This window comes from Amycolatopsis sp. NBC_01286 (genome assembly GCF_035982555.1).
GTDB lineage: Bacteria > Actinomycetota > Actinomycetes > Mycobacteriales > Pseudonocardiaceae > Amycolatopsis.
On sequence record NZ_CP108428.1, the window covers coordinates 8,078,174 to 8,104,706 of the forward strand.

21 protein-coding genes are annotated in these 26,533 nt (G+C 72.6%); 15 read left to right on the forward strand and 6 right to left on the reverse strand.

Translation table 11 applies throughout. From position 1 onward, the window contains the following. The first annotated feature begins 45 nt into the window (after positions 1-45). The 5 genes from OG570_RS36785 (at position 46) to OG570_RS36805 (ending at position 5,770) form a co-directional block, all read left to right on the forward strand. On the forward strand, positions 46-636 hold the full coding sequence (locus OG570_RS36785) for a hypothetical protein (protein ID WP_326953461.1): 591 nt from the start codon (positions 46-48) through the stop codon (positions 634-636). A gap of 43 nt (positions 637-679) precedes the next feature. Then, positions 680-2,254 carry an acyl-CoA synthetase gene (locus OG570_RS36790; protein ID WP_326953462.1) on the forward strand — a complete coding sequence of 525 codons (1,575 nt, stop codon included), beginning with the start codon at positions 680-682 and terminating at the stop codon, positions 2,252-2,254. A gap of 212 nt (positions 2,255-2,466) precedes the next feature. Next, positions 2,467-2,688: a hypothetical protein gene (locus OG570_RS36795; protein WP_247051576.1), complete on the forward strand. Its 222-nt coding sequence runs from the start codon at positions 2,467-2,469 to the stop codon at positions 2,686-2,688. Between the two features lie 107 nt (positions 2,689-2,795). Continuing rightward, complete coding sequence (locus OG570_RS36800; RefSeq protein WP_326960264.1) at positions 2,796-4,871, forward strand: putative Ig domain-containing protein; 2,076 nt, start codon at positions 2,796-2,798, stop codon at positions 4,869-4,871. 41 nt (positions 4,872-4,912) lie between these two features. After that, positions 4,913-5,770: a GNAT family N-acetyltransferase gene (locus OG570_RS36805; RefSeq protein WP_326953463.1), complete on the forward strand. Its 858-nt coding sequence runs from the start codon at positions 4,913-4,915 to the stop codon at positions 5,768-5,770. Here OG570_RS36805 and OG570_RS36810 read toward each other — a convergent pair. After that, entirely contained in the window at positions 5,695-6,075 is a 381-nt protein-coding gene (locus OG570_RS36810) for an MmcQ/YjbR family DNA-binding protein (protein ID WP_326949419.1), read from the reverse strand. The genes OG570_RS36805 and OG570_RS36810 overlap by 76 nt on opposite strands. On the opposite strand from OG570_RS36810, the gene OG570_RS36815 reads away from it, so the two are divergent. Continuing rightward, positions 6,074-6,835 carry a fructosamine kinase family protein gene (locus OG570_RS36815; protein WP_326953464.1) on the forward strand — a complete coding sequence of 254 codons (762 nt, stop codon included), beginning with the start codon at positions 6,074-6,076 and terminating at the stop codon, positions 6,833-6,835. The genes OG570_RS36810 and OG570_RS36815 overlap by 2 nt on opposite strands. Here the strand turns inward: OG570_RS36815 and OG570_RS36820 are convergent. Both OG570_RS36820 and OG570_RS36825 read right to left on the reverse strand, forming a co-directional pair. After that, complete coding sequence (locus tag OG570_RS36820; RefSeq protein ID WP_326953466.1) at positions 6,832-7,500, reverse strand: HNH endonuclease family protein; 669 nt, start codon at positions 7,498-7,500, stop codon at positions 6,832-6,834. The genes OG570_RS36815 and OG570_RS36820 overlap by 4 nt on opposite strands. An 89-nt stretch (positions 7,501-7,589) precedes the next feature. After that, complete coding sequence (locus tag OG570_RS36825; protein WP_326953467.1) at positions 7,590-8,546, reverse strand: hypothetical protein; 957 nt, start codon at positions 8,544-8,546, stop codon at positions 7,590-7,592. 156 nt (positions 8,547-8,702) lie between these two features. Here OG570_RS36825 and OG570_RS36830 point away from each other — a divergent pair, with 156 nt between their 5' ends. The 9 genes from OG570_RS36830 (at position 8,703) to OG570_RS36870 (ending at position 16,622) form a co-directional block, all read left to right on the forward strand. Further along, positions 8,703-9,554 (forward strand): urea carboxylase-associated family protein, encoded by an 852-nt coding sequence (locus OG570_RS36830; protein WP_326953468.1) that lies wholly within the window; start codon positions 8,703-8,705, stop codon positions 9,552-9,554. Positions 9,555-9,589: 35 nt separating this feature from the next. Further along, positions 9,590-10,072 (forward strand): NUDIX hydrolase, encoded by a 483-nt coding sequence (locus OG570_RS36835; RefSeq protein WP_326953469.1) that lies wholly within the window; start codon positions 9,590-9,592, stop codon positions 10,070-10,072. 103 nt (positions 10,073-10,175) lie between these two features. Then, positions 10,176-11,789, forward strand: a complete 1,614-nt coding sequence (locus OG570_RS36840) for a sigma-54-dependent Fis family transcriptional regulator (protein ID WP_326953470.1) — start codon at positions 10,176-10,178, stop codon at positions 11,787-11,789. Positions 11,790-11,884: 95 nt separating this feature from the next. Then, on the forward strand, positions 11,885-12,997 hold the full coding sequence (locus OG570_RS36845; RefSeq protein ID WP_247051566.1) for an NDMA-dependent alcohol dehydrogenase: 1,113 nt from the start codon (positions 11,885-11,887) through the stop codon (positions 12,995-12,997). Positions 12,998-13,020: 23 nt separating this feature from the next. After that, positions 13,021-13,122 (forward strand): mycofactocin precursor MftA, encoded by a 102-nt coding sequence (gene mftA, locus OG570_RS36850; RefSeq protein WP_326953471.1) that lies wholly within the window; start codon positions 13,021-13,023, stop codon positions 13,120-13,122. Between the two features lie 22 nt (positions 13,123-13,144). Beyond that, on the forward strand, positions 13,145-13,408 hold the full coding sequence (mftB, locus tag OG570_RS36855; RefSeq protein WP_326949411.1) for a mycofactocin biosynthesis chaperone MftB: 264 nt from the start codon (positions 13,145-13,147) through the stop codon (positions 13,406-13,408). After that, positions 13,405-14,586 carry a mycofactocin radical SAM maturase gene (mftC, locus tag OG570_RS36860; RefSeq protein ID WP_326953472.1) on the forward strand — a complete coding sequence of 394 codons (1,182 nt, stop codon included), beginning with the start codon at positions 13,405-13,407 and terminating at the stop codon, positions 14,584-14,586. The genes mftB and mftC overlap by 4 nt, the downstream gene beginning before the upstream one ends. 84 nt (positions 14,587-14,670) lie before the next feature. Further along, on the forward strand, positions 14,671-15,765 hold the full coding sequence (locus OG570_RS36865) for a calcium:proton antiporter (protein ID WP_326949409.1): 1,095 nt from the start codon (positions 14,671-14,673) through the stop codon (positions 15,763-15,765). Beyond that, complete coding sequence (locus tag OG570_RS36870) at positions 15,765-16,622, forward strand: cobalamin-binding protein (RefSeq protein WP_326953473.1); 858 nt, start codon at positions 15,765-15,767, stop codon at positions 16,620-16,622. Before OG570_RS36865 ends, OG570_RS36870 begins: the two co-directional genes overlap by 1 nt. On the opposite strand, the gene OG570_RS36875 is transcribed toward OG570_RS36870, so the two are convergent. The 3 genes from OG570_RS36875 to OG570_RS36885 form a co-directional block, all read right to left on the reverse strand. Beyond that, positions 16,612-18,978 (reverse strand): SpoIIE family protein phosphatase, encoded by a 2,367-nt coding sequence (locus OG570_RS36875; RefSeq protein ID WP_326953474.1) that lies wholly within the window; start codon positions 18,976-18,978, stop codon positions 16,612-16,614. The genes OG570_RS36870 and OG570_RS36875 overlap by 11 nt on opposite strands. Positions 18,979-18,991: 13 nt before the next feature. Beyond that, positions 18,992-23,542 carry a HAMP domain-containing protein gene (locus OG570_RS36880; RefSeq protein WP_326953475.1) on the reverse strand — a complete coding sequence of 1,517 codons (4,551 nt, stop codon included), beginning with the start codon at positions 23,540-23,542 and terminating at the stop codon, positions 18,992-18,994. A 690-nt stretch (positions 23,543-24,232) separates the two neighbouring features. Next, positions 24,233-26,461 (reverse strand): helix-turn-helix domain-containing protein, encoded by a 2,229-nt coding sequence (locus OG570_RS36885; RefSeq protein WP_326953476.1) that lies wholly within the window; start codon positions 26,459-26,461, stop codon positions 24,233-24,235. Between the last annotated feature and the right edge of the window lie 72 nt (positions 26,462-26,533).

The following is a 26,533-nucleotide window of genomic DNA, read 5'->3' on the forward strand; positions in this document are numbered from 1 at the left end:
GCTCCGCCACTCCGGACGCCACCACCCGAGACCTGGGAGAACGCCGTGCGCAACCGCGTGACGCCGACCGGCGGGATCGTCGACGTCCCCCTGCGCGGCGCGTGGACCGGCAACCGCGGGGTGCTGCACGAGGGTCACGACATCGTCCGCTTCCACGCCGGCGACCTGTGGATCACCTGCGTGCTCGAGTTCCGCGGCCGCTGGCGCGAGCAGTGGCTGCCGGGCCGCTACACCCACCTGTACTTCCACGACGAGGCCGTCTCGTTCGCCGCCGGGCACCGGCCGTGCGGCGAGTGCCGCCGCAGCGACTACACCGCCTACCGCGACGCCTGGGGCGGCGAGCCGTCCGCGACGGCGATGAACCGGCAGCTGCACCGCGAACGCCTCCACCGCGGCACCCACCGCCGCCGCCTCCACGAGCTGCCCTGGACCGGCCTCCCGGACGGCGCCTTCGTCCGCCGCGGCGACCACCCGGAACTTGTCCTCGGCGATCACCTCACGGAGTGGACGACCACGGGCTACGGCACCCGGCGGCCGCGTCCCACCACCGGCACCGTCCCGGTCCTCACTCCCCCGGCGACGACCGCCGTGCTGCGTGCCGGTTACCCCGTGCAGATCGACGACACCGCGCGCTGAACCGAGGCTTGCGGGCCGGACCGTCCCGACCGAGACTGCCGGGATGGATCAGGTCACCGCCGCCCTCGTCGACCGCGCCCGGCAGCACGCGCTGGGCGATCTCCTCCGCCGCACCGCGCTGCGGCTGCCGGACAAGCTCGCCGTCGTCTCCGGGGACACCCGGATCACCTTCGCCGAGTTCGAAGCCGCCGCCAACCGCTGCGCCCACGCCCTCGCCGCGCGCGGCCTGCGCAAGGGCGACCGGCTCGCGCTGCTGAGCCACAACTGCTGGCAGTACGGCGTGCTGGCCTTCGCCACCGCGAAACTCGGCGTGCTCCTGGTCCCGGTCAACTTCATGCTCGGCGCCGACGAGGTCGCCTACATCCTCCGCCACGCCGAAGCCGCCGCCTTCGTCACCGAGGACGCCCTCGAAGCGACCGCCGCCGAGGCCCTCGAACTGTCGGAGTTGAAAGACGTCGTCCGCGGCCGGATCGGCTCCGGCGGCAGCTGGGAGGACATCGGCACCTGGCTGTCCGAAGGAGACGATCAGGCCCCGGACGTCGTCGTCGCCGACGACGACCCACTGCGGCTGATGTACACCTCCGGCACCGAGTCGCGGCCGAAGGGCGTGCTGCTCTCGAGCCGGTCCCTGATCGCGCAGTACGTCTCGTGCGTGATCGACGGCGGGATGAGCGCCGACGACGTCGAGGTGCACTCGCTCCCGCTCTACCACTGCGCGCAGCTGGACTGCTTCTTCTCCGTCGACGTCTACCTCGGCGCCACCAGCGTCATCCTGCCCGGCCCGGACCCCGCGGCGCTGCTCGCGGCCGTCGAACGGGAGCGGGCGACGAAGCTGTTCGCCCCGCCGACCGTGTGGATCTCCTTGCTGCGTCACGAAAACTTCGACCGCACCGACCTGTCGAGCCTGCGAAAAGGGTACTACGGCGCGTCGGCGATGCCGGTCGAGGTCCTGCGCGAGCTGCGACGACGGCTGCCGGACGTCGCGTTCTGGAACTTCTACGGCCAGACGGAAATGGCGCCGCTGGCCACGATCCTGCGCCCGGACGAGCAGCTCCCCCACGCCGGCTCGGCCGGGCGGGCGTCGCTCAACGTCGAGACGCGCATCGTCGACGACGAGGACGTCCCGGTGGCGCCGGGCGTCGTCGGCGAGATCGTGCACCGCAGCCCGCACGCCACCCTCGGCTACTACCGGGACGAGGAGAAGACGGCGGAGGCGTTCCGCGCGGGCTGGTTCCACTCCGGCGACCTGGGCGTGATCGACGAGGACGGTTACCTGTCCGTCGTGGACCGCAAGAAGGACATGATCAAGACCGGCGGCGAGAACGTCGCGAGCCGCGAGGTCGAAGAAGCCCTGTACCTGCTGGACGGCGTCGCCGAGGTCGCGGTGTTCGGGATCGGCCATCCACACTGGATCGAAGCCGTCACCGCGGTGGTCGTGCCACGCGAAAACGTCGAACTGACGGCGGCGCAGGTGATCGACCACGCCCGTACGCGGCTGGCCGGTTACAAATGTCCCAAGTACGTCGTGTTCGCGGACCGGCTTCCCAAGAACCCCAGCGGAAAGATCGTGAAGCGCGAACTGCGGGAGCGACACGCCGGACTGGCCAAGCAGGACTGAACGACCGAATTCCTCTTGAGTGGCAAGGAAAGCCACGGTTAACGCTGTACAAGAACGCGTCGGCGCCCGGGAACACCAGCCCGACCGTCCACCAGGGCCGACCGGCCCGGGACCGGGATGTCCAAAAGCCGTGGCGCGGCCCGTCCGTCGGGTCTAGTAATGAGGCCGTCGTCGTTTCCGGCGGCGGAACCCGAGGGGAAGAGGTACAGATCGTGTCCGTTTTCATCGCCGTCCTGCTCGCGCTGGGCGCCGGGCTGCTCGTCGGCGGCCGGGTCCACCACGCCAGGGAGGCCCGCTCCAACTACTCCGCCTACCGCGCCCGGACGGCCAAGGGCTTCGGGGAGATGATCCGCAGCGTCGTCGCCGCCGGCATCGCGGTGATCGGCGCCGTCGCGCTGCTCGTCATCCTGCTCAACGTGCTCCAGCAGGCGTAACCGCACGAACCCGACTCATGGCGGGTTGTTGCCACCGGACCCGCAGAGGACGCTTTCCAAGGCTCCGAGGTGCGGGGCCGCGAAAGGACGACCTCATGAGATCGAGGGTGCTTTCCGCTGCGCTCGGTGTGGCCGCAGGCCTGCTGGGCACAGTCGCCGTCGCCGCGCCGGCGCAAGCCGCCGCCGCGGTCTGCGGCGACCAGCTCGTCGGCAACGGCGGGTTCGAGAGCGGCACCACGCCGTGGACCCAGACCAGTGGTGTCATCTCCGCGGCGACCACCGCGGAACCGGCCCACGGCGGGACGATGGACGCCTGGCTGGACGGCTACGGCACCACCCACACCGACACCCTGTCCCAGGCCCTGACGCTCCCGGCCGGCTGCGCGACGGCCAGCCTGACCTGGTGGTCGCACGTCGACACCAAGGAGACGTCGACGACGACCGCCTACGACAAGCTCGTGGTGCAGGCCGGGACCGACACCCTCGCGAGCTACTCGAACCTCGACAAGAACACCGGCTACGTCCAGCGCACCGTGGACGTCTCGCGCTACCTCGGGCAGACCGTGACGCTGAAGGTCACCGGCACCGAGGACTCGAGCCTGGCCACCAACTTCCTGCTCGACGACTTCGCCCTGACCACGACCGGGACGTCGAACCCGCAGTCCCCGGTCGTCACCTCGCCCGGCAGCCAGACCACCGCCGCCGGCCAGGCGGTGTCGCTGCAGGTCCAGGCCACCGACCCGCAGAACGACGCGCTGACCTGGACCGCGACCGGCCTGCCCGCCGGGCTGGCCATCGGCGCGAGCACCGGGAAGATCACCGGCACGCCGACCACCGCCGGCACGTCGTCGGTCACCGTCACGGCCAAGGACCCGGGCGGCAACAGCGGCAGCGCCACGTTCTCGTGGACGATCGGCTCGGCCCCCGCCGACTCGACGCGCACGCCGATCAACCCGGCCTACACCGTGAACCTGACGTCGAACACCGCCGGCGACACCTGGAACGGGCACCAGTCCGTCAGCTTCACCAACGGCTCGCCGACCGCGCTGCCCGAGGTCTACCTGCGGCTCTGGGACAACTACCACGGCACCTGCCCGACGACGCCGATCACGGTCACGAACGTCACCGGCGGCACGGCGTCGGCGCTGAGCGTGAACTGCACCGCGCTGAAGATCACGCTGCCCTCGCCGCTGGCGCAGGGGCAGTCGGCGTCGATCGGGTTCGACCTGAAGATCGTCGTGCCCAGCGGCGCCGACCGGTTCGGCCACGACGGCGCCTTCAACATGATCGGCAACGCCCTGCCGATCCTGGCGGTCCGCGACGGCGCGGGCTGGCACCTCGACCCGTACACCAACAACGGCGAGGCGTTCTACAGCCTGATCAGCGACTTCGACGTCACCCTCGTGCACCCGAGCACGGTGCTGACCCCGGCCACCGGCACGTCGACCGAGACGACCAGCGGCAGCACGACGACCACCCACGCCGTCGCGAACAAGGTGCGTGACTTCGCCTGGGGCGCCGGGCCGTTCGCGAAGATCAGCACGACGTCCGGCAAGGGCGTGCGGGTCAACGTCTACTCGGTCAGCGGGATCTCCACGAGCAGCGCGAACCAGATGCTGAGCCTGGCCGCCGACTCCATCGACGTCCACTCGGGCCGCTTCGGCGACTACCCGTACGGCGAGGTGGACGTGGTGCTGGACAACAACTTCTGGTTCGGCGGCATGGAGTACCCGGGCTTCGTGATGGACCTCGTGTCGACCACGGCGCTCCCGCACGAGCTGGCCCACCAGTGGTTCTACGGGATCGTCGGCGACGACGAGTACAACTCGCCGTGGCTCGACGAGAGCTTCACCGACTACGCGACCGACCTCTACCGCGGCATCACCGGCAGCGGCTGCGGCATCACGTGGCAGTCGAGCGCGGAGAAGCTGACCAACTCGATGGCGTACTGGGACGCGCATTCGTCGCGGTACTCCACCGTCGTCTACAACTACGGCAAGTGCACCCTGCACGACCTGCGGCGGCTCATCGGCGACACGCCGATGGCGAACCTGCTGAAGTCGTACGCGCAGTCGCACTGGTACGGGGTGTCGACGACGGCCGAGTTCAAGGCCGCGGCGCAGGCGGCGGCCGGGTCGACCGACCTGACGTCGTTCTGGGCGTCGCATCGGGTGGAAGGCTAAATCGGTTGGTTCCCCGCCCGTGCGTCCGGCACGCTGGGCGCATGGGCGGGGACCGGCTTTTCTGTGACGTCGCGCTGGCGGCGCGGATCGAACGCGCCGAGGCGCGGCTGATCGAGGCGTGCAACGAGGCCGGACGCGCACGGCGCGGCACCGGGTTCGCGCGCCCGCTCGCCGGCGGGGTCGCGAGCCTCGCCGAAGCGGACTCGCCGTTCACCAAGATCGCCGCACTCGGTTTCGACGGCCTGCCTGACACCGCCGAGCTGGCCGAGGTCGAGCAGGCCTTCGCGGAGCTGGGCGCGCCGGTCCAGGTCGAGCTGTGCCAGCTGGCCGATTCCGCGGTCGGCGTGTTCCTCACCGAGCGCGGCTACCGGCTGGAGTCGTTCGAGAACGTCCTCGGGCGGCGGCTCGGCGACACGGACGTCCCCGAGGACGTCCGGCTGTGCCGCGACGACGAGCTGGAGCGGTGGCTGGCCGTGGTCGCCGAGGCCAGCGCCGTCGCCGACACCGAGGGGCTGCCCTCGCACGAGGACTTCCCGCGGGAGACGCTGGTCCGCGCGTTGCGGGACATGGCCGGGGTCCGGCGGTACGTCGCGGTGCGCGACGGCGAGTTCGCGGGCGGCGCCAGTTTCCGCGTCACGGACGGGATCGCGCAGTTCACCGGCGCGGCCACGCTGCCCGCGCACCGCCGGCGTGGCGTCCAGACGGCGTTGCTGCGGGCCCGGCTCGCCGCGGCCACCGAAGCCGGGTGCGACGTCGCCGTCGTCACCACGCAGCCGGGGTCGAAGTCGCACCAGAACGCGCAGCGGCAGGGGTTCGACCTGCTCTACACCCGGGCGATCCTGGTGAAGGGCACCTCGGCGACCAGCTCTTCGGGCGCCGACAGCCGCCAGGCCTCGTAGATCAGCTCGGCCAGCTCGTCGGCCTCGATGCCGTCCAGGTGGACGACGACCCAGCCGAAGCCGCCCATGGTGAACTGGACCTCGAAGACGTCCGGGCGCTCGGCGACGAGGGCGAGCTGCTCGGAGATCGTCTGCTTGAGGCCGACGGTCCGCGTCCGCGGCCAGTAGTACCCGAACCGCTTCCCGCGCACGCTGAACGACGAATAGTCGCGCGCCTCGGAGCGTTCCACGTCCGCCAGCGCGCCGAGCACCCGTTCGAAGTCCTGCACCGGCCCACCGTAGCGCGCCGGTACCGTGCGGGTCATGAGCGACCTGACCGAGGCCGTACTCGACGACGGCCGCGCCGTCGTGGTCAAACGCGGCGCCGGGCCGCGCGCGACGGCGGCCGAGGTGGCGGGCCTGCGCTGGCTGGCCGCGGCGGGCGCGGTCCCGGTGCCGGAAGTGCACAGCCACGACGACGACCAGCTCGTCATCGACCGCGTCCCCGCCGGACGTCCGGACGCGGGAGCCGCCGAGCGGTTCGGCCGCGGGCTGGCCCGCCTGCACGCGGCCGGCGCGCCCGCGTTCGGCGCCGCTCCCCCGGGTGGGCCCGTCGACGCCTGGATCGGCCTGGCGCCGATGGCGAACGTCCCGGGTGAGGACTGGCCGTCGTGGTACGCGGCGCACCGCGTCCTGCCCTACGTCCGGCAGGCCGTGGACGCCGGTCTGCTCGAAGCCGCGCCCTTCGAGCGCGCGTGCTCCCGGTTCGCCGCGCCCGACGAGCCACCGGCGCGGCTGCACGGCGACCTCTGGAACGGCAACGTCCTGTGGGACGGCCGCGACGCGTGGCTGATCGACCCGGCCGCGCACGGCGGCCACCGCGAGACGGATCTGGCGATGCTGCACCTGTTCGGCTGCCCGCACCTGGACCGGATCGTCGCCGCGTACGACGAGACCGCGCCACTGGCCAGTGGCTGGCACGACCGGATCGGCATGCACCAGCTGTTCCCGCTGCTGGTGCACACCATCCTGTTCGGACAGTCCTACGCCGCGCAGGCCCTCGCCGCGGCCCGGTCACTCGGTTAACACTTGGCGAGCATGGTCTCCAGGGCGGTCTTCTCCGGCACGGTGATCGTGAGGCCGTAGTTGCGCTTCACGACGATCCAGTCGGTGGCGTAGGTGCACCAGTACGACACGAGCGGCGGCTTCCAGGCGTCCGGCGCCTTGTCGCTCTTCTGCTCGTTGAGGTTGTCGGTCACCGCGTGCAGCTGCGGCCGGACCAGGTCGTTCGCGAACTGCTCGCGGCGTTCCTTCGTCCACTTCTTGGCGCCGCTGACCCAGGCCTGCCCGAGCGGCACCATGTGGTCGATGTCCACATCGGACGCCTTCGTCCAGGTCTGGCCGTCGTAGGCGCTGACCCAGGTGCCGGACTTGGCGGCGCACTGGGCGTCCACCGACACGTTCTTGCCGTCCCGCTTGAGGACCTGTTCGCGGGTGTCGCAGGCGCCGTCGACCTTGTCCCAGTGCGGGAACTCGTCGCGGGAGTAGCCGTCCATGGTGCCGCGGACGGCGACCTGCAGCGCGTTCAGCTCGGTGCGGGCCTCGGCGGGCGCGACCGGCGCCGCGGCGGCCGTCCCGCCGGGTTGGCTGCCCTGGCCCCCGGCGGCCAGGTCTTCCGGCTTGCACCCGGTCAGCGCGCTGCCCGCCACGGCGGCCAGCAGGACCAAGGAGAGCGCTTTGGTGCGCGACATCGTGAGCCCCTTTCACGTCTACCGGGTGATGCCCAGGAGACGCGCCGGGGAAACGGTGCAATCGGCCTAGTTGGCGCGAACCGAGCGCGTCAGCCGCCGTGGAAGACCTGCGCGACGAACACCGCGGCGACGAGACCGATCGTCACGAGCAGGCTCAGCACCACGACGAGCCCCCACGGCACCTGCCGGATCGGCCGCTGCCGGGGGAACACGGCGGAGACCGGGCCTCGTGGCCGGAGCGGCGCGGGCTCTTCGACCGTCGGCTCGGGCGGTTCCACCACCTCGGCGGCCACCTCCCGCAGCTCCGGGACCGGCTGCAGGACCCGGGCCGCGGTGGGCAGCCGCAGCGGGAACCGTTCGGCCAGCAGCGCGGCCCGCGGCGGCGCGAGGTGGGCGAGGGACAGGGCGTAGCAGGCTTCGAGGACGTCGTCGGCGGTCCAGACGGTCCGCCACCGGTTGTGCTGCGCGATGATCCGCCGCAGCCCGCGCGGATCGGCGAGCACGGTGGCGACGCCCGCTTCGGGTTCGTGCATCGGCAGCAACGGCCACGCGTGCCGGATCCCCGGGAGGCCCGCCGGTGGTGGCGGGGCGGGCAGCGTCCGCTCACCGGGGAACGCGCCGTGGCCGGGTGCCACCAGCTCGGGCCGCCGCGGTTCGACGTCGGCGGCGGCTTCGGTTGCGGCCCAGGGGGAATCCAGCTGCCGCGCCGGCGGCACCACCACGACGAGCCCGGTCACGTACTCGCCCCCGCCGAGCGCGCCCAGCGCACCTTTCACCGCCGCCACCGCCACGCCCACCTGCGGCCCCGGCTCGGCGCCCGTCACCAGGCCCGGCTCGTGCGCCGCGAGCACCACCACGCCGCTGCGCGTGAACACCAGCGCGTCGATGAACCGGGGTCCGGCGCGGCTCGGCACGCTGATCCCCGCCAACGCCAGGCCCCGCAGCTGGTCCGGGCCCCAAGACCGCAGCAACCCCACGAGATGCTCCGCGGCGACGGGCAGGCCCTGGTCGCCGGTGCGCTGCTGCGCGACGAGCACGCCGGTCACACCTCCATGACGAGAACGGCGAACGGTCCCTCGACGGTAGGAGGCGGACCGCTTTCCTCCCAGGCGCCGAACGAGTGGTCGATTGCGACGAACCGGGCACCGTCCGTAGCGGGGCATGCTGGACGGGCACCCCGAAGCCGACCAGGGAGATCGCCGATGGGCTCACCGCCACCCGCCTACCGGGCCACCGCCGGCGGCGCGCTCGACATCGACCGGCCGTTCTACCAGCGGCTCGCCGTCGAAACCGGCCGCGAGCTGGTCGCCAGCCTCGAGGTCCCGATCCGTTCGGGACGCGCGTGGCGGGTACCGCGCGGGCACCTGTGCCGGCTGCGGACCATCGACGGCCCCCAGGTCGGCGACCTCAACCTGTGGAACGCCGACGACCCGCGCGAGCGCTTCTGGGCCGCGCGCACCCGGCAGCTGCAACGCGCGCACGTCAGCACGTTCGACCGGCTGTGGTCGACGCTGCCGTTCCTGCGCCCGCTGGCCACCATCACGTCCGACACGCTGGCGGGCTACGGCGTCGACGGTGAGGGCGGCCGGGTGCACGACCTGCTCGGCACCCGCTGCGACCCGTACGTCAACCGGATGCTCACCGGCGAGGACTTCGACTTCCACTGCCACTCGAACCTGGTCCGGGCGGTGGCGCCGTTCGGGCTCACCGAGTTCGACGTGCACGACGTGCTGAACGTCTTCCAGTGCACCGGCCTCACCGAGGACGACCGGTACTTCATGAAGGCCTGCCCGGCCCGCCCGGGCGACCACTTCGAGTTCTTCGCCGAAGTCGACCTGCTGTGCGCACTCTCGACGTGCCCGGGCGGCGACCTGTCGATCCCGCTGTGGGGCCCGGACGCCCGCGACCCGCTGGAGGTCTGCCGCCCGATCGGCGTCGAGGTCTTCGCACCACCGCCGCACCTGCTCGAGGGCTGGTCGTCCCCGCCGCGAGCGGCTTATCGCGGCCTGCACGGCGTCCGGCAACCGGAATGGGGTGAACCGGGCTCGACCTAGACCGGGGGGCGACGGGGCCGGGTTACGTTGCCCGGGTGGAACTACTGCCCTTCGACGAGTACGTCCGCTCCCTCGACCGCAAGCGGACGGCGGCCGGGGTGCTTCTGCGCGACACGGCGGATCATGTGCTGTTCGTCCGGCCGTCGTACCAGCCGTTCTGGGAAATCCCGGGCGGCGCCGGCGAGGCGGGTGAGGCCCCGTGGCACACGGCTGTGCGTGAACTGCGCGAAGAACTCGGGCTCGACCGGCCGGCGGGACGCCTCCTGGTGCTCGACCACCAGCCGGCGGGCCGGCTGCCCGAGGGCCTCAACTTCGTCTTCGACGGCGGCCTGGTGACCGAGGACGACGTCACCCGCCTGACGTTCACCGACGCCGAGATCGTCTCGGCCCACCTGCTCTCGCTCGCCGACGCGACACCCGGACTCCAGCCGGTCCTCGCCCGTCGGGTCGCCGCCGCGCTGGCCGCCGTCCGATCGGGCGAGCTGCTCCTGTGTGAAGACGGCCACCCGGTCCGATGATCACCGAACCCTTGGGTGGGAACGGTTTGAGCGGTTCACCCCGCGCGCGGTCCGTGTGATGATGGGCGGCGGGTACCCGATCGGCTCGACGAGGAGTGCGAAGGTGGACCTGCGGACCGAGATCGCGCAGTCGTGGCGGCGGGCCGAGCTGTCCGGGCTCTCCCCCGGGGCGGCCGTCGACCGGCTGGACGTCACCGACGTCGACAGCCGCAGCCGGCTGCTGCGTGCCGCGTCGCCGGTGCTCGACGAGCTGGCCCGGCAGCTGGCCGGCACCCGGTTCTGCGTCGTGCTGGCCGACCACGAGTGCCGGATCGTCGCGCGGCGGTTCACCGAGCGGTCCGTGGAGCTGGCCCTGGAGGACATCAGCGCGGTGCCCGGCTGCCAGTTCCTGGAGGAGCGGACCGGGACGAACGCCCTCGCGACGCCGTTCGAGACCCGCCGCGGCGTCGCGGTCGACGGCGGTGAGCACTTCCTCGAGGCGATGAAGCAGTTCACCTGCTACGGCCACCCGGTGACGCACCCGGCGACCCGGCGCCTGGCCGGCGTCCTCGACATCACCGGTCCGGCGGGCGACGCGAACCCGCTGCTCGGGCCGTTCCTGCGGCGCGCGGTGTCCGACATCGAACGGCGGCTGCTCGACGGCGCGAAGCTCGCCGAGCAGCAGCTGCTGGCGGCGTTCCAGTCGGTGCAGCACCGGGCGGGCGCGGTGCTGGCCCTCGGCCAGAACGTCGTGCTGGCCAACACCGCGGCGACCGAGCTGGTCGACACCGCCGACCACCGGCTGCTGCAGGAGCTCGGCCGCACCCGGCGCGGGGTCCGGCGGATCCGGCTGACCTCGGGCACGCCGGTCGAGGTCCGGGTCGAGGCGGTGTCGGCGAACGCCGGGCTGCTGTTCGAGCTGGCCCCGGTCCGCCCGGCGAGCCCGGTGGTGTCCCGCCCGCGCGGCACGCGCGAGCTGTTCCCGACGGCGGTGGAGGACCGCCTCCGCAACGCCGGCCGCGCCCGCCGCCGGGTCCTGATCTGCGGCGAGCCGGGCGCCGGCCGCAGCACGGCGGCGCGGGTCGTCGCCGGCGACGCACCGGTGGTCGAGTTCGACGCCTCGGACGTCGTCTCCGGAGCGGCGTCGTGGTGCGCCGGCGTGGAGGCCGCGGCCGGTACGCCCGGCCTGCTGGTGATCGACGGCATCCAGCTGCTCCCGCCCTTGGCCGCGGTGCGCCTGTCCCGGCTCCTGGACACGACCACGGCGTGGTTCGCCCTGGTCAGCGGCCCGGCGTCGGAACTGCACGGCGAGCAGGCGACCCTCGCGGCGCGCGTGCACCGGCGCATCGAGCTGCCGCCGCTGCGGGAGCGCCGCGACGAGATCCCGTCGATCGCCCGCGCGTTGCTGCGCGACTCCGGCGCGTCGCTGCGGCTGACGCCGGGCGCGCTGGAGCTGCTGGGCTCACAGCAGTGGCCGGGCAACCTCCGCGAGCTGGCCGGAGTCCTCTCGGCGGCCGCCGACCGCCGCTCGGCGGGCGACCTGACCGCGGAGGACGTCGCCCCGGGCTGCGCGTCGACCGCCCCGGGCGCGGCCCTGAGCGGCTGGGAACAGGCGGAGTACGACGTCATCGTCCGGACGCTGAGGGCGTGCGGCGGCAACAAGGTGCACGCGGCCAAGCAGCTGGGCATCAGCCGCTCCACGCTCTACAACCGGATGCGCGCGCTGCGGGTCCGCTGAACTGGCACTGTCCGGGAATCGGACACTTCGCGGCCCTTCCCGCTGCACACAATCGGCTGCGTAGGGGTGCACCGCCGCACGTTGAGGAGATGGCCGTGAAGACCAAGGCAGCCGTATTGTTCGATGCCGGGAAGCCGTTCGAGCTGATGGAGCTCGACCTCGACGGGCCCGGGCCGGGCGAGGTGCTGATCAAGTACACCGCCGCCGGGTTGTGCCACTCGGATCTGCACCTGATCGACAACGACCTCGTGCCGCGGTTCCCGATCATCGGCGGGCACGAGGGCGCCGGGATCATCGAGGACGTCGGCCCCGGCGTCACGAAAGTGCAGCCCGGCGACCACGTCGTGTGCAGCTTCATCCCGAACTGCGGCACCTGCCGCTACTGCTCCACCGGCCGCCAGAACCTGTGCGACATGGGCGCCACCATCCTCGACGGCCACATGCCGGACGGCACCTTCCGCTTCCACGCCGGCGGCCAGGACTTCGGCGCGATGTGCATGCTCGGCACGTTCTCCGAGCGCGCCACCATCTCGCAGCACTCGGTCGTCAAGGTCGACGACTGGCTGCCGCTGGAGACCGCCGTGCTCGTCGGCTGCGGGGTGCCCACCGGGTGGGCCACGGCCAACTACGCCGGCGGCGTCCGGGCCGGCGACACGACCGTCGTCTACGGCATCGGCGGCATCGGCATCAACGCCGTGCAGGGCGCCGCGCACGCCGGCGCGAAGTACGTCGTCGCCGTGGACCCGGTGGAGTTCAAGCGGGAGGCCGCGCTCAAGTTCGGCGCCACCCACGCCTTCGCCACCGCCGCCGAAGCCGCGGAGAAGGTCAACGAGCTCACCTGGGGCCAGCTGGCCGACCAGGCGCTGATCACCGTCGGCACCGTCGAGGAGGACGTCGTCAGCCAGGCCTTCGACGTCGTCGGCAAGGGCGGCACCGTCGTCATCACCGGGCTCGCCAACCCCGAGAAGCTCACCGTGCACGTCTCCGGCGGCGTGATGACGCTGTTCGAGAAGACGATCAAGGGCACGCTCTTCGGCTCGGCGAACCCGCAGTACGACATCGTGCGCCTGCTGCGGCTCTACGACGCCGGGAAGCTCAAGCTCGACGAGCTGGTGACCCGCAAGTACACCCTCGACCAGGTCAACGAGGGCTACCAGGACCTGCGCGACGGCAAGAACATCCGCGGCGTCATCGTCCACGCCCAGTGACCACCCGACCGGAGGAGGACAGCATGGCCGAGGAAACCCCGGACATCCAGGAGCCGATCGAGGAGCCTGTCGAAGAGCTGCTCGTCGAAGAAGTCTCGATCGACGGTATGTGCGGTGTCTACTAAAACGTCCACAGAGGACACTCAGGTGAACCTCGACGCCGCGTACCGGCTCAACCCGCAGGTGGCGCTGCGCCCCGAACCGTTCGGGGCGCTCGCCTACCACTTCGGGAACCGCAAGCTGTCGTTCCTCAAGTCCCCGGACCTCGTCGCGTTCGTCCGCGAGCTGGCGACCCACGCCAGCCTGCGCGACGCGCTCGACGCGGCCGAGCTCGGGGAAGCCCGCCGGGCGAGCTTTCTCACCGCCCTCGAATCCCTCGTCGCCACCGACATGATCGTGGAGGACCCGTGAGCGTCCCGGCCCTGGTCGACCAGTTCAAGTACGGCCTCACCGCACCGATCTGCCTGACCTGGGAATGGACCTACGCCTGCAACCTGGCGTGCGAGCACTGCCTCTCGTCCTCGGGCCGGCGCGACCCGCGCGAGCTGTCGACCGCCGAGATCAAGGCGGTGATCGACGAGCTGGAGCGGATGCAGGTCTTCTACGTCAACGTCGGCGGCGGCGAACCGACCGTCCGGAGCGACTTCTGGGAGCTGCTGGACTACGCGATCGCCCACCACGTCGGGATCAAGTTCTCCACCAACGGCGTCAAGATCACCCCGGCGCGGGCGGAACAGCTCGCGAGCACGGACTACGTCGACGTCCAGATCTCGCTCGACGGCGCCACCCGCGAGGTCAACGACGCCGTGCGCGGCCCGGGCTCCTACGACATGGCGATGCGGGCGCTGCGCAACCTGGCCGACGCCGGGATGAAGGACTTCAAGATCTCCGTCGTCATGACCCGGCACAACGTCTCGCAGCTCGACGAGTTCAAGCGCATCGCGGACGACTTCGGCGCGCAGCTGCGGATCACCCGGCTGCGCCCGTCCGGGCGCGGCGCCGACGTCTGGGACGACCTGCACCCGGCCGCCGAGCAGCAGCTCGAGCTGTACGACTGGCTGGTGGCCCACGGCGAGGGTGTGCTGACCGGCGACTCGTTCTTCCACCTCAACGCGCTCGGCTCCACGCCCCTGCCCGGGCTGAACCTGTGCGGCGCGGGCCGGGTCGTCTGCTTGATCGACCCCATCGGCGACGTCTACGCCTGCCCGTTCGCCATCCACGACGCGTTCAAGGCCGGCAACGTCCGCGGCGCCGGGTTCGGCCCGGTGTGGCGGGACTCGGCGCTGTTCGCCGACCTGCGCCGGCCGCAGACGGGCGGCGCGTGCTCCTCGTGCGTGGCCTACGACAGCTGCCAGGGCGGCTGCATGGCGGCGAAGTTCTTCACCGGCCTGCCCCTGGACGGCCCGGACCCCGAGTGCGTCAAGGGCCACGGCGAACACGCACTGTCCACACGCGACACTGCCGGGCTGCCGAAGGCGGGCCAGGACCACTCCCGCACCGGGAAGCGCACGAGCGTCCTGCTCGGCCTGCCGGCGGTGCGGATCCCGGACCGGGCGTGCGACACCAGCCCGCTGGCCGGCCGCCGCTGACCGTCCACACTGGACAGCTGCCGGAAATGTGAGAATGGCCTTACGACCACGCAAAGTGACCGGTGGTGTGACAGGGTGGAGGGCATGGCCGCCCTGAGATCCTTCCTGACGTCCTGGACCTCCGTCACCCCGGTGCTGGGGGTGCTCGTGCTGGTCGTGGCCTGGGGTCGCGACCTCGGGCCGGTCTTCGTGGCCGTCGTCGCGATCGCGCTCGGCGCTACCGTGCTCTCGGCGGTGCACCACGCGGAGGTCGTCGCCCACCGGGTGGGTGAACCGTTCGGGTCGCTGGTGCTGGCGGTCGCGGTGACCGTCATCGAGGTCGCGCTGATCGTCACGATGATGGTCTCCGGCGGCCCGGACGCGACGTCGCTGGCGCGCGACACCGTGTTCGCCGCGGTGATGATCACGACCAACGGCATCGTCGGCATCTCGCTGCTCGTCGGCGCGCGCCGCTACGGCTCGACGCTGTTCAACCCCGAAGGCAGCGGCGCGGCGATGGCCACGGTCGCGACGCTGGCCACGCTGAGCCTGGTGCTGCCGTCGTTCACCTCGAGCACACCCGGCCCGGCGTTCTCGAGCGCCCAGCTGACCTTCGCCGCGCTCGCGTCGCTGGTGCTCTACGGGATGTTCGTGCTGACCCAGACCGTCCGGCACCGCGACTTCTTCCTCCCGGTGGCCGCCGACGGCGAGGTCAAGGAGGACGACCACGCCGACCCGCCGACGAGCAAGGCCGCGCTCGGCAGTCTCGCGTTGCTGCTGGTGGCGCTGGTCGCGGTGGTCGGCCTGGCCAAGGTGGAGTCCCCGGCGATCGAGGCGGGCGTGCGCGCGGCCGGGTTCCCGCAGTCGTTCGTCGGCGTCGTGATCGCGTTGCTGGTGCTGCTCCCGGAGACCCTCGCCGCGACCCGCGCGGCCCAGCGCGACCGGATGCAGATCAGCCTCAACCTGGCCTACGGCTCGGCCATCGCGAGCATCGGCCTGACGATCCCGGCGATCGCCCTGGCGTCGATCTGGCTGCCGGGTGAGCTGCTGCTCGGCCTCGGCTCGACGCAGATCGTGCTGCTGGCCCTGACCGTGGTGGTCAGCGTCCTGACGGTCGTCCCCGGCCGCGCGACCCGCCTGCAGGGCGGCGTCCACCTGGTCCTGCTGGCCGGCTTCCTGGTGCTGGCCGTGAACCCCTGATGCGGATCGTCTCGTTGCTGCCCGCCGCGACCGACATCGTCGCGACGCTCGGTCTGCTGCCCGACCTCGTCGGCCGCACCCACGAGTGCGACTGGCCGCCGGGCGAGGTCGAGCACATCCCGGTCGTGACGCGGGCGGAGTTCGATCCGGACGCGCTGTCCAGCCGCGAGATCTCCGAGGCCGTCGGCGGCGCGCGGCACAGCGGCTCGGCGCTCTACACCCTCGACGGCGACACGCTGGCCGCGGCGAACCCCGACGTCATCCTCACCCAGGATCTCTGCGGCGTCTGCGCGGTCTCCTACGAGCGGGTGTCCGAAGCGGTGCGGACCCTCGACACCGGGCCGCTCGTCGTCAGCCTCGAACCGGCGACGATCGACGGTGTCCTCGACTGCCTCCGCCGCGTCGGGGACGTCCTCGGCGTCCCGGACCGGACCGAAGCCGAGGTCGCCGGGCTGCGGAACCGCCTCGACGCCGTCCGGAAGGCCCCCGGAACGCCCCGCGTGGCCGCCTTGGAGTGGCTCGACCCGATCTGGCCGGCCGGGCACTGGGTGCCGGAGCAGATCGCCCTCGCCGGCGGCGAGCCGCTGCTGGGGAAGGCCGGGGAGCACACGCGGCCGATCGCGTGGGACGCCGTCGTCGACGCCCAGCCTGACGTGCTGCTCCTGCTCCCCTGCGGCTTCACCCCGGAGCGCACCCGCGCGGAACTCCCCCAGCTGGCGAAGCGGCCGGGCTGGGCGGAGCTGCCCGCCGTGCGGCACGGCCGGGTCCACGTCCTCGACGGGCCCGCGTACTTCAACCGTCCCGGGCCGCGGGTCGTCGACGGGGCCGAGATCCTCGCGGACGTCTTCAGCCGGTGACCTCGATGCCGACCACGCAGGTGTCGTCGTCGGTGTCGGCTGTGCTGTAGGTGAGCAGCGTGTCGAGCTGGTGTTCCAGCCCGCCTTCGTGGCCTTCGACCAGCGTGACCAGCCGCGCCACAGACTCCTGCACGGGCGCGTCGCGGCGTTCGATCAGGCCGTCGGTGTAGATCAGCAGGATGTCGCCGTCGGCCAGCTGGACGGTTTCCTCCTGGTAGACGACGTCCCGGAGCGCGCCGAGCAGTGAGCCGCGGATCAGCGGCAACGTCGTCGCCGTGCCGTCGCGGTGCCGCACGATCGGCGGCAGGTGCCCGGCCCGCGCCCAGCGCAGCTTCCGGGTCGCCGGGTCGAACACGGCGGCGACCGCGGTCGCCGTGACGTGGTCGGTGAGGTGGTAGGCCACCAGGTTGAGCCAGGTCAGCAGCTGCGCCGGCCCGGCGCCGGTGGCCGCGAGGCCGCGCAGGGCGTTGCGCAGGCTGACCATGCCGGTGGCGGCGTCGATGCCGTGCCCGGCGACGTCGCCCACGCACAGCAGGATCTCCCCGGTCGGCAGCGCGACGGCGTCGTACCAGTCGCCGCCGACCAGGTGTTCCTTCTCCGCCGGGCGGTAGCGGACGGCGGCGCGCAGGCCCAGCATGTCGAGCGGCCCCTTCGCGGGCGGCATGATCGCGTGCTGCAGCTGCAGCGTGAGCCGGTTGCGCTCGATCGCCTCCTGCTCGGTCTCGGCCAGCCTGTCGCGGGTCGCGGCCAGCGCGACCTCGGTCCAGTGCTGCGACGAGACGTCCTGGTAGGCCCCGCGCACCGCGACCAGCTCGCCGCGGCCGTCGACGACCGGCTCGGCGACCACCCGGATGTGCCGGGCGACGCCGTCGGAGCGTTGCAGCCGGAACGCCGTGGACCCCGGGCGCTTGTGGTGCAGGACCGTGCGCAGGAACCGGCCGATCGCCTGGGCGTCGTCGGGGTGCGCGTACCCGGTCAGCTGGTGCAGCGACAGCGGCGAGGCGGTGGGCGGCAGGCCGTAGAGCGCGAACAGCTCGGTGTTCCAGGTGATCGCCCCGGTGACGACGTTCTCCTCGAAACCGCCGATGCGCCCGAGGCGCTGGGCGTGCTGCAGCAGCACCGCGAGCTTCGCGGCGTCGTCCTGGATGCGCAGGATGAGCAGCACGTTGCCGGCGAAGCGGGTGATGCTGACGTCGGTCAGCACGGTCAGCGGCACCTGGTCGACCAGCGTCGTGACGGCCATGTTGTCGGCGCGGAACGGCTCGCCGGTGGCGTAGACGCGCCGGATCTTGTCCAGCAGCCCGCTTTCCTCGGCCGCGAGCGGGTACGCCTCCAGCAGCCTCGACCCGACGAGCAGGCTGCGCGGCCGGCCGCCCGGGTCGGCGAACCGGACGTTCGCGTGGTGGATGCGGAAGTCGCTGAGCCGGTCGCCGCCGTCGAGGCACGGCGAGAGCAGCACGGCCGGGTCGTGCAGGCCGTCGACGAAGTCCACCAGCTCGCCCAGGAGGTCACCGGCGCCGCCGGTGGCCGGCGGCGCGACGACGCCGTCCCAGGTGTCGAGGGTGTGCGCGCACAGCTCGGCTAGGGCCTCCAGCTGACGGCGTTCGCGCCCGGGCTCGGCGGGCAGCGGTTCCGGCCAGCACATCTCGACGACGCCGATGATCCGGCCGCCGGTGCCGGTGGGCACCGCGACCCGGCCGCCGCCGGCGAGGGTGTGCTGCCCGATCGACGGCAGCCCGGACGACGCGAGCGTGGTGAACCATTCCGTGTCACGCTCGATCAGCGCGCTGCGCGCCGGCGTCGCGACGCCGGGCGGGACGTAGCGCCAGCGCGCGGCTTCCTCGGCCGAGAACCCGGCCGAGCCGGCCAGCGTCAGCGAGCCGTCGGGCCCGGCGAGCCAGACCGCGACGGCGGTCGCACCGAGCGGCCGCAGCGCGTGCTCCAGGATCGACTCCGCGACACGCTGGGTGTCCCCCGCCGCCAGTGCGCCGCTTTCCGCCGTGCGCAAGCGAACCGCGACGGAGTCCGCTTCCGTGCGGGCGAGGAAGTCCTGCGCCACGTCGGTGATGCGGTCCTCGGCGGCCTCGCCGACGACGTCCGCCGCGAACTCCAGCGGCGTCAGCCCGGACCGCTGCGCGAGCGACTCCAGCTGCTTCGCGGCGTCGGCGGGCGAGCAGTGCAGGCGTTCCATCAGGACGCCCTTGGCCAGCTCGATCAGCGCGCGGCCGTCGGCGACGGCGTGCGCGTGGTCGACCTCGGCCCGCAGGCGGGCGACGGTGTCGGCGAGCCGGGCGAGGTTCGCCGACACCTCGGCGGGCGGCGCCAGCACGGGCACGCCCGGTTCTTCGGAAGGCAAGCGGGCTCCCCGATCAGGCCGTCAGGTGCCGTTTGATGCGGGCGACCAGGTCGTCCGCGTCGACGGGCTTGGTCACGTAGTCGGTGGCGCCCGACGCGAGGCTCTTCTCGCGGTCTCCCGGCATCGCCTTCGCCGTCACCGCCACGATCGGGATCGTGGCGTGCTCCGGCATCGCGCGGATCTTCGCGGTCGCGGTGTAGCCGTCCATCTCCGGCATCATCACGTCCATCAGGATCAGGTCGATCCCGGGGTGCGCCGCGACCGTCTCGACGCCCTTGCGGCCGTCTTCGGCGTGCAGCACCTGCATCCCGTGCAGCTCCAGGATCCCGGTGAGCGCGTAGACGTTGCGCGGGTCGTCGTCGACGATCAGCACCGTGCGCCCGGCCAGCGTGGTGTCCACCTCGCGCGCCGTCACCGGCGCGGCCGGCTCGTCCGCGCGGACCAGCGGCAGCACCGCGCCGGGCTTCTCCGCCGACAGGTGCAGCGCGATCCGCTCCCGCAGCTCGTCGAGGCCGGAGAGGACCTCCAGGGCGTGGACGTCCGACCGGGACTGCAGCAGCTGCTCCAGCTCGGTGTCGAGGCGGCGGCTGTTGTGCGCCAGCACCGGGACGAGCCGCAGCGCGGCGTCGCCCTGCATCGCGTCGAGGAAGCCGAACGCGGCCCGCTCGGGCAGGTCCAGGTCCAGCACCACGCAGTGGTAGGCGTCGGTGGCCAGCGCGGCCGCGGCCTCCTGGGTGCCGACCGCGGTGACGACCTCGACCTCGGCGGGCGAGATGCCGATGTCGCGGCTGTCGGCCAGGTCCGCGGCGGCGCTCTCGGCCACGAGCGTCAGCAGGCCGTGCTGGCGCTCCTCGACCACCAGCAGCCGGCGGTGGGTGCGGGCCGCCGGCACCACGAGCCCGGCGCCGGTGTCCCCGGCCGTCACCGCGGCCCGGGTCTCCTCGCCCGGCGGGCGCGTCTCGAAGTCCGGCCGCGCGACCGGCAGCGAGAAGGTGAACGTGCTGCCCTCGCCGGGGGTGCTCTCCGCGGTGATGAACCCGCCGAGCAGCTGGGCGATCTCGCGGCTGATCGACAGGCCGAGCCCGGTGCCGCCGTACTTGCGGCTGGTGGTGCCGTCGGCCTGCTGGAACGCGCCGAAGATCGACTCCAGCTGGTGCTCGGCGATGCCGATGCCGGAGTCGGCGACGCGGAAGGCGACCGCGGGCCCGTGCGCGCGCAGCGGCCGCGGCAGCCGGTCGGGCTCCACCCGCTCGATGTGCAGCTCGATCACGCCGACCTCGGTGAACTTGACGGCGTTGGACAGCAGGTTGCGCAGGACCTGCCGCAGCCGCGAGTCGTCGGTGAGCAGCTCGGTGGGCGACCCGGGCGCGACGGTGATCCGGAAGTCCAGGTTGCGCTGCGACGTCATCGGCCGGAACGTCGCCTCGACGTAGTCCAGCAGCCCACGCAGTGACACTTGTTCCGGGCTGACGTCCATCTTCCCGGCCTCGACCTTGGACAGGTCGAGGATGTCGTTGATCAGCTGCAGCAGGTCCGACCCGGCGGAGTGGATGATGCCGGCGTACTCGACCTGCTTCGCGGTGAGGTTGCGGGTCGGGTTCTGCGCGAGCAGCTGGGCGAGGATGAGCAGGCTGTTGAGCGGGGTCCGCAGCTCGTGGCTCATGTTGGCCAGGAACTCCGACTTGTACTTCGACGCCAGCGTCAGCTGCTGGGCGCGCGCTTCCAGCTCCTGGCGGGCCTGCTCGATCTCCAGGTTCTTCGTCTCGATGTCGCGGTTCTGCGTGACCAGCAGCGCGGCCTTCTCCTCCAGCTCGGCGTTGGACGACTGGAGTTCTTCCTGGCGCGCCTGCAGCTCCTCGGACCGGGCCTGCAGCTCCGCGGTCAGCCGCTGCGACTCGCCGAGCAGCTCGTCGGTGCGGGCGTTGGCGACGATGCTGTTGACGTTGACGCCGATCTGCTCCATGAGCAGCTCGAGGAACGCCCGGTGCACCGCGGTGAAGCCGTGCATCGAGGCCAGCTCCAGCACGCCGAGCACCTGGTCCTCGACCACGATCGGCAGCACGATCAGGCTGGCCGGCGCGGTCCGGCCGAGACCCGACGAGATGGTGGCGTAACCGGGCGGGACGTCGTCGACCGCGATCGGGCGGCGGCTGCGCGCGGCCTGCCCGACCAGCGACTGGCCGACCCGGAACCGCACCACCGGGCCCGCGTTGTCGTCCGGGTGGCCGTACGCGCCGACCAGCCGCAGCTCCGGGATCTCGGCCGTGTCGTCGGCCAGGTAGAACGCGCCGTACTGGGCGTTGACCAGCGGGACGAGCTCGTCCATCACCGCGGCCGCGACGACGGCGAGGTCACGGCGGCCCTGCATCAGCCCGGTGATCGTGGCCAGGTTGGACTTGAGCCAGTCCTGCTCCTGGTTCGCCCGCGTGGTCTCGCGCAGCGACTCGACCATCGAGTTGATGTTGTCCTTCAGCTCGGCGACCTCGCCGGAGGCGTCGACGGTGATCGAGCGGGTCAGGTCGCCCTCGGCGACGGCGCTGGTCACCTCGGCGATCGCGCGGACCTGGCGGGTGAGGTTCCCGGCCAGCTCGTTGACGTTCTCGGTCAGCCGCTTCCAGGTACCGGACACGCCTTCGACCTCGGCCTGCCCGCCGAGCCGGCCTTCGCTGCCGACCTCGCGCGCGACGCGGGTGACCTCCGCGGCGAACGCGGAGAGCTGGTCGACCATCGTGTTGATCGTGGTCTTGAGCTCCAGGATCTCGCCGCGGGCGTCGACGTCGATCTTGCGGGTCAGGTCGCCCTGCGCGACGGCGGTGGTCACCTGGGCGATGTTGCGGACCTGCCCGGTGAGGTTGTTCGCCATCGAGTTGACGTTGTCGGTGAGGTCCTTCCAGGTGCCCGCGACGTTCGGCACACGCGCCTGCCCGCCGAGCATCCCCTCGGTGCCGACCTCGCGGGCGACGCGGGTGACCTCGTCGGCGAACGCGGACAGCGTGTCGACCATCGTGTTGATGACGTCGGCGAGCGCCGCGACCTCGCCCTTGGCCTCGACGGTGATCTTGCGGGACAGGTCGCCGCGGGCGACCGCCGTCGCGACCTGGGCGATCGAGCGGACCTGACCGGTCAGGTTGGACGCCATCACGTTGACGTTGTCGGTGAGGTTCTTCCAGGTCCCCGAGACGCCGCGGACCGTGGCCTGGCCGCCGAGGTTGCCCTCGGTGCCGACCTCGCGCGCGACGCGCGTGACCTCGTCGGCGAACGCGGAGAGCTGGTCCACCATCGTGTTGATGGTGTCCTTCAGCTCGAGGATCTCGCCGCGGGCGTCGACCCGGATCTTCTGGGACAGGTCGCCGCGGGCGACGGCGGTGGTGACCTGGGCGATCGAGCGGACCTGCGCGGTCAGGTTGTCGCCCATGACGTTGACCGACTCGGTCAGGTCCTTCCAGGTGCCGGAGACGCCCTTGACGTCCGCCTGCCCGCCCAGCCGGCCCTCGGTGCCCACCTCGCGGGCCACTCTCGTGACCTCGTCCGCGAACGCGGACAGCTGATCCACCATCGTGTTGATGGTGTCCTTCAGCTCCAGGACCTCGCCGCGGGCGTCGACCCGGATCTTCTGCGACAGGTCGCCCTTGGCCACGGCCGTCGCGACCTGGGCGATGTTGCGGACCTGGTCGGTGAGGTTGCCGGCCATGAAGTTGACCGAGTCGGTGAGGTCGCGCCAGGTGCCGGAGACGCCCTTGACGTCCGCCTGGCCGCCGAGGCGGCCTTCCGTGCCGACCTCGCGCGCGACGCGGGTGACCTCGTCCGCGAACGACGACAGCTGGTCGACCATCGTGTTGATCGTGCTCTTGAGCTCGAGGATCTCGCCCCGGGCGTCGACCGTGATCTTCTGCGAGAGGTCGCCCTTGGCCACCGCCGTCGTCACCTGGGCGACGTTGCGGACCTGGTCGGTCAGGTTCCCGGCCATGAAGTTCACCGAGTCGGTGAGGTCGCGCCAGACGCCGCCGACGCCGGGGACCTGCGCCTGCCCGCCGAGCCGGCCTTCGCTGCCGACCTCGCGGGCCACGCGGGTGACCTCGTCCGCGAACGACGACAGCTGGTCCACCATCGTGTTGACGGTGTCCTTCAGCTCCAGGATCTCGCCGCGGGCGTCGACGTCGATCTTCTGCGACAGGTCGCCCTTCGCGACGGCGGTCGCCACCTGGGCGATGTCGCGGACCTGGGTGGTGAGGTTGCCGGCCATGGCGTTGACCGAGTCGGTGAGGTCCTTCCAGGTGCCGGACACGCCGGGGACCTTCGCCTGCCCGCCGAGCTGGCCCTCGCTGCCGACCTCACGCGCGACGCGGGTGACCTCGGAGGTGAACAGGGACAGCTGGTCGGCCATGCCGTTGAAGACGGTGGCGATCTCGCCGAGCAGGCCGTCGGTCTCGCCCGGCAGCCGGATGCCGAAGTCGCCGTCGCGCACCGCGGTCAGGCCGGCCAGCAGCCGGCGCAGCTCCTGCTCGCCCGCCTCGCCCACGCCCGAAGCGTCCGCCCCCGCACCCGGGCGCACGCCTTCGACCATTGCCCCACCCATCCGCCACCCGTTTCTCCGGTTGCCGGCGCCCCGTGCGCCGGGCCCGGCGCACGCCGGATGGTCCAGCATAGTGCAGGGGCACTAAGCTGAGCGGCAACGGTTGAGCAACCAGCCGCGCCCGGACCCGGATGCGCAGTCGAGGCGGTGCTCGCGAGCCTTTCCCTTCCCCCGCAGGCCTTCCGGCCCGGTTGACCCGTTCGGCTGAACGCCGCGGCGACGTCCCCTCGGACGCGTCGCGGGCTTCGTCGCGCGCGAGCACAAGAGTCTATTGTGGACACTTTGCACGTCCACTGTGGAGGGTCGACGGCGCCGCCCGGCCGGCCGCGGGTGCTCGGGGGCGAATCAGAGTTGTAGAGGTGCTTTGTAGAGGTTGTCGCTGTCGCGTCCGGCGGCCCGCCGCGAAGATCGGCGTGCCGTGAAAGTCCCGGACGAGGAAGGCATCGGTGACGACCTCCTGGAGGCTCCTTTCGGCCGCACTGCTCGCGGCCGGCTCGCTCGCCGGCGTGCCCGGAACCGCGGCGGCCGCCGCGCCGCCGCAGACGCGGCTGCTCTACGTGCAGCGCGTCCGCGACACGATCCTGCTGACCTGCGCCACCGGGAAAGCGGACGTCGTCGCCTGCCACGCCGTGCACCGGCCGCGGCCGTTCCTGACCGCCGGGCTCGTCGCCGGGGCCGGCGCTACAGCCGTTCCAGGTCCGCTCGGACCGCTGCGACGCGCTCCTCGCCCCCGTACTCCCGCATCATCGCCAGCGCCTCCGTGAGCACGTCCCGCGCCTGCTCGCGGTCCCCCGCCTCCAGGTGCGCGCGGCCCAGCTCGGCGAGCGCCATCGCCTCGTACAGCCGGACACCCGCGACGCGCCAGAGCCCGGCGCTGCGGCGGAGTTCCCCGAGGGCTTCGGCGGGCCGGCCCGCCTCGCGGTGCACGATGCCGGCCCGCATGCAGCCGTAGGCCATGCCCCGCACGTCACCGGTGTCGCCGGCGACGGCCACCGCGTCGGTCGCGTAGACCAGCTCGCGCTCCCGGTCACCCCGGCGCCCGTACAGGATGCCGAGGTTGACCAGGTTCAGCGTCTCGACGTGCCGCAGGCCCAGCGACCGGTTGAGCTTCAGGCCGCGCTCCCCGAACTCGATGGCCGAGTCCAGGTCGTCGCCGAGGCCGAACACGAAGCAGAGGTTGTTGAGGCTGCTCGCGAGCTGGCGCGGGTCCCCGATCGCCTCCCAGTCCGCGAGGCTGCGGCGCATGTGCGCGTGGGCCCGCCGGAAGTCCGGCGCCTCACCGCCGTGGACCAGCTCGGCCTCGGCGACGCCGAGGTCGTTGCGCAGCGTCGCGGCGGCCACCCGGTCGACGCCGTCGACCAGCTCCAGGGCCAGCTCGTCGACGTGGACGGCGTCGCGCCACCGCGCCCGCGCCCGGTGGTACTCGAACAGGCCGAGCCCGATCGCGGCGATCGACTCCGCGGGCACCCCCGGCGTCGCGGCGGCCTGCCGCACGACGGTGACCAGGTGCGGCTGGTGGGCGTCGAGCCAGCCGAACACCTCCTCCGTGGACGCCGGCGCCGGCTCGACCGACCAGCGGCCCGCGGCCCAGTCGTGTCGCTGCGAGGCCGCCGCGACCAGCGCCATGCTCCGCCAGGCCATCGCCGCGCACAGCTCGACGACCCGGGTGATCGCGCCGGCCCGCTCGGCCGTGGTCAGCCGCTCGGCGTGTTCGCGGGCGTAGAGCCGGAGCAGGTCGTGCAGCCGGTACCAGCCGGGCGCGGGCGTGGTCAGCAGGTGCTCGTCGGTGAGCCGTTCCAGCAGCTCCTCGGTCTCTCGTTCGGGCGCGTCGAGCAGCCGGCTCGCGACGGCCACCGACAGCTCCGGGACGTCGAGCAGCGACAGCAGCGGGTACGCGCGGGCGGCGGCCGGGTCACCGGCCTCCAGCCGGCCGAACGCGAGCTCGAAGCTCGTCCGGACGCCGGTTTCGTCGAGGCGGCGGCGCTCGTCGTCGAGCCGGTGCGCGAGGTGGGCGACGGGCCAGTTCGGCCGGGTCGCGAGCCGGGCCCCGGCGAGGTGCAGGGCCAGCGGCAGGTACCCGCACAGCCGGGCGACCGCGCGCGCCGCGGCGGGTTCGGCCGCGACCCGCCCGGCGCCGATCTCCGCGGCCAGCAGCCGCAGCGCGTCCGTCTCGGGCAGCACGTCGAGCAGAACCTGGTGCGCCTGCGGCAGGTCGGTCAGCGCGGCACGGCTGGTGACGATCGCCCCCGAGCCGCCGCCCCCGGGCAGCAGCGGCGCGACGTGCGCGGCGTCCCGGGCGTTGTCGAGCAGGAGCAGCACGCGTTTCGCGGCGAGCAGCGACCGCAGCCGCGCCGTCGCGGTGTCGAGCGCGAGCGGCGTCGGCGATTCGCCGCCGAGCTCCCGGATCACGCGGTCGACCAGGTCGAGCGGGTCCGGCGGGTCGGCCGCGTGCCCGCGCAGGTCCAGGTGCAGGGAGCCGTCGGGGAAGCGCCGCGCGAGCCGGTGCCCGGCGTGCAGGGCCAGCGCCGTCTTCCCGATCCCGGCCATCCCGGCGACGGCGACCACGACCCCCGGCCGGTCCTCGCCGAAGCAGGCCAGGACGCGCTCGATCTCGGCTTCCCGCCCGGTGAACGCGGCGATCTCGCCCGGCAGCTCGCGCGGGACGACGCCCGGTTCCGGCTTGGGCGTGCCGGGCCGGGCGGCGGCCGCGACGAAGGCGTCCCGCTCGTCGCCGTCGAGGTCGAGGGCGTCGGCGAGCCGGTCGAGGGTGGCGCGGTGCGGGAACCGCCGGTCCCCGCGCTCGAGCGCGCCGACGGCCTGCCCGCTGAGGCCCGACTTCTCGGCCAGCGCCTCCTGGGTCAGCCCGAGGGCGCGCCGAAGACGGCGCAACCGCGCCCCGAACGAGTCCATCTCCCCTCCCCCTCCACTACCGAGCATCACACGTGGGCTCCGTGCCGCGCTACCCGTCGAATTCGTCGGTGC

Coding starts and splice junctions, on each gene's coding strand:
- OG570_RS36865 (WP_326949409.1), top strand. CDS start 14,671: ATGGCCGCCCTGAGATCCTTCCTGACGTCCTGGACCTCCGTCACCCCG.
- OG570_RS36815 (WP_326953464.1), top strand. CDS start 6,074: ATGAGCGACCTGACCGAGGCCGTACTCGACGACGGCCGCGCCGTCGTG.
- OG570_RS36790 (WP_326953462.1), top strand. CDS start 680: ATGGATCAGGTCACCGCCGCCCTCGTCGACCGCGCCCGGCAGCACGCG.
- OG570_RS36805 (WP_326953463.1), top strand. CDS start 4,913: ATGGGCGGGGACCGGCTTTTCTGTGACGTCGCGCTGGCGGCGCGGATC.
- OG570_RS36885 (WP_326953476.1), bottom strand. CDS start 26,461: ATGGACTCGTTCGGGGCGCGGTTGCGCCGTCTTCGGCGCGCCCTCGGG.
- OG570_RS36810 (WP_326949419.1), bottom strand. CDS start 6,075: ATGACCCGCACGGTACCGGCGCGCTACGGTGGGCCGGTGCAGGACTTC.
- OG570_RS36880 (WP_326953475.1), bottom strand. CDS start 23,542: ATGGTCGAAGGCGTGCGCCCGGGTGCGGGGGCGGACGCTTCGGGCGTG.
- OG570_RS36830 (WP_326953468.1), top strand. CDS start 8,703: ATGGGCTCACCGCCACCCGCCTACCGGGCCACCGCCGGCGGCGCGCTC.
- mftA (WP_326953471.1), top strand. CDS start 13,021: ATGGCCGAGGAAACCCCGGACATCCAGGAGCCGATCGAGGAGCCTGTC.
- OG570_RS36870 (WP_326953473.1), top strand. CDS start 15,765: ATGCGGATCGTCTCGTTGCTGCCCGCCGCGACCGACATCGTCGCGACG.
- OG570_RS36820 (WP_326953466.1), bottom strand. CDS start 7,500: ATGTCGCGCACCAAAGCGCTCTCCTTGGTCCTGCTGGCCGCCGTGGCG.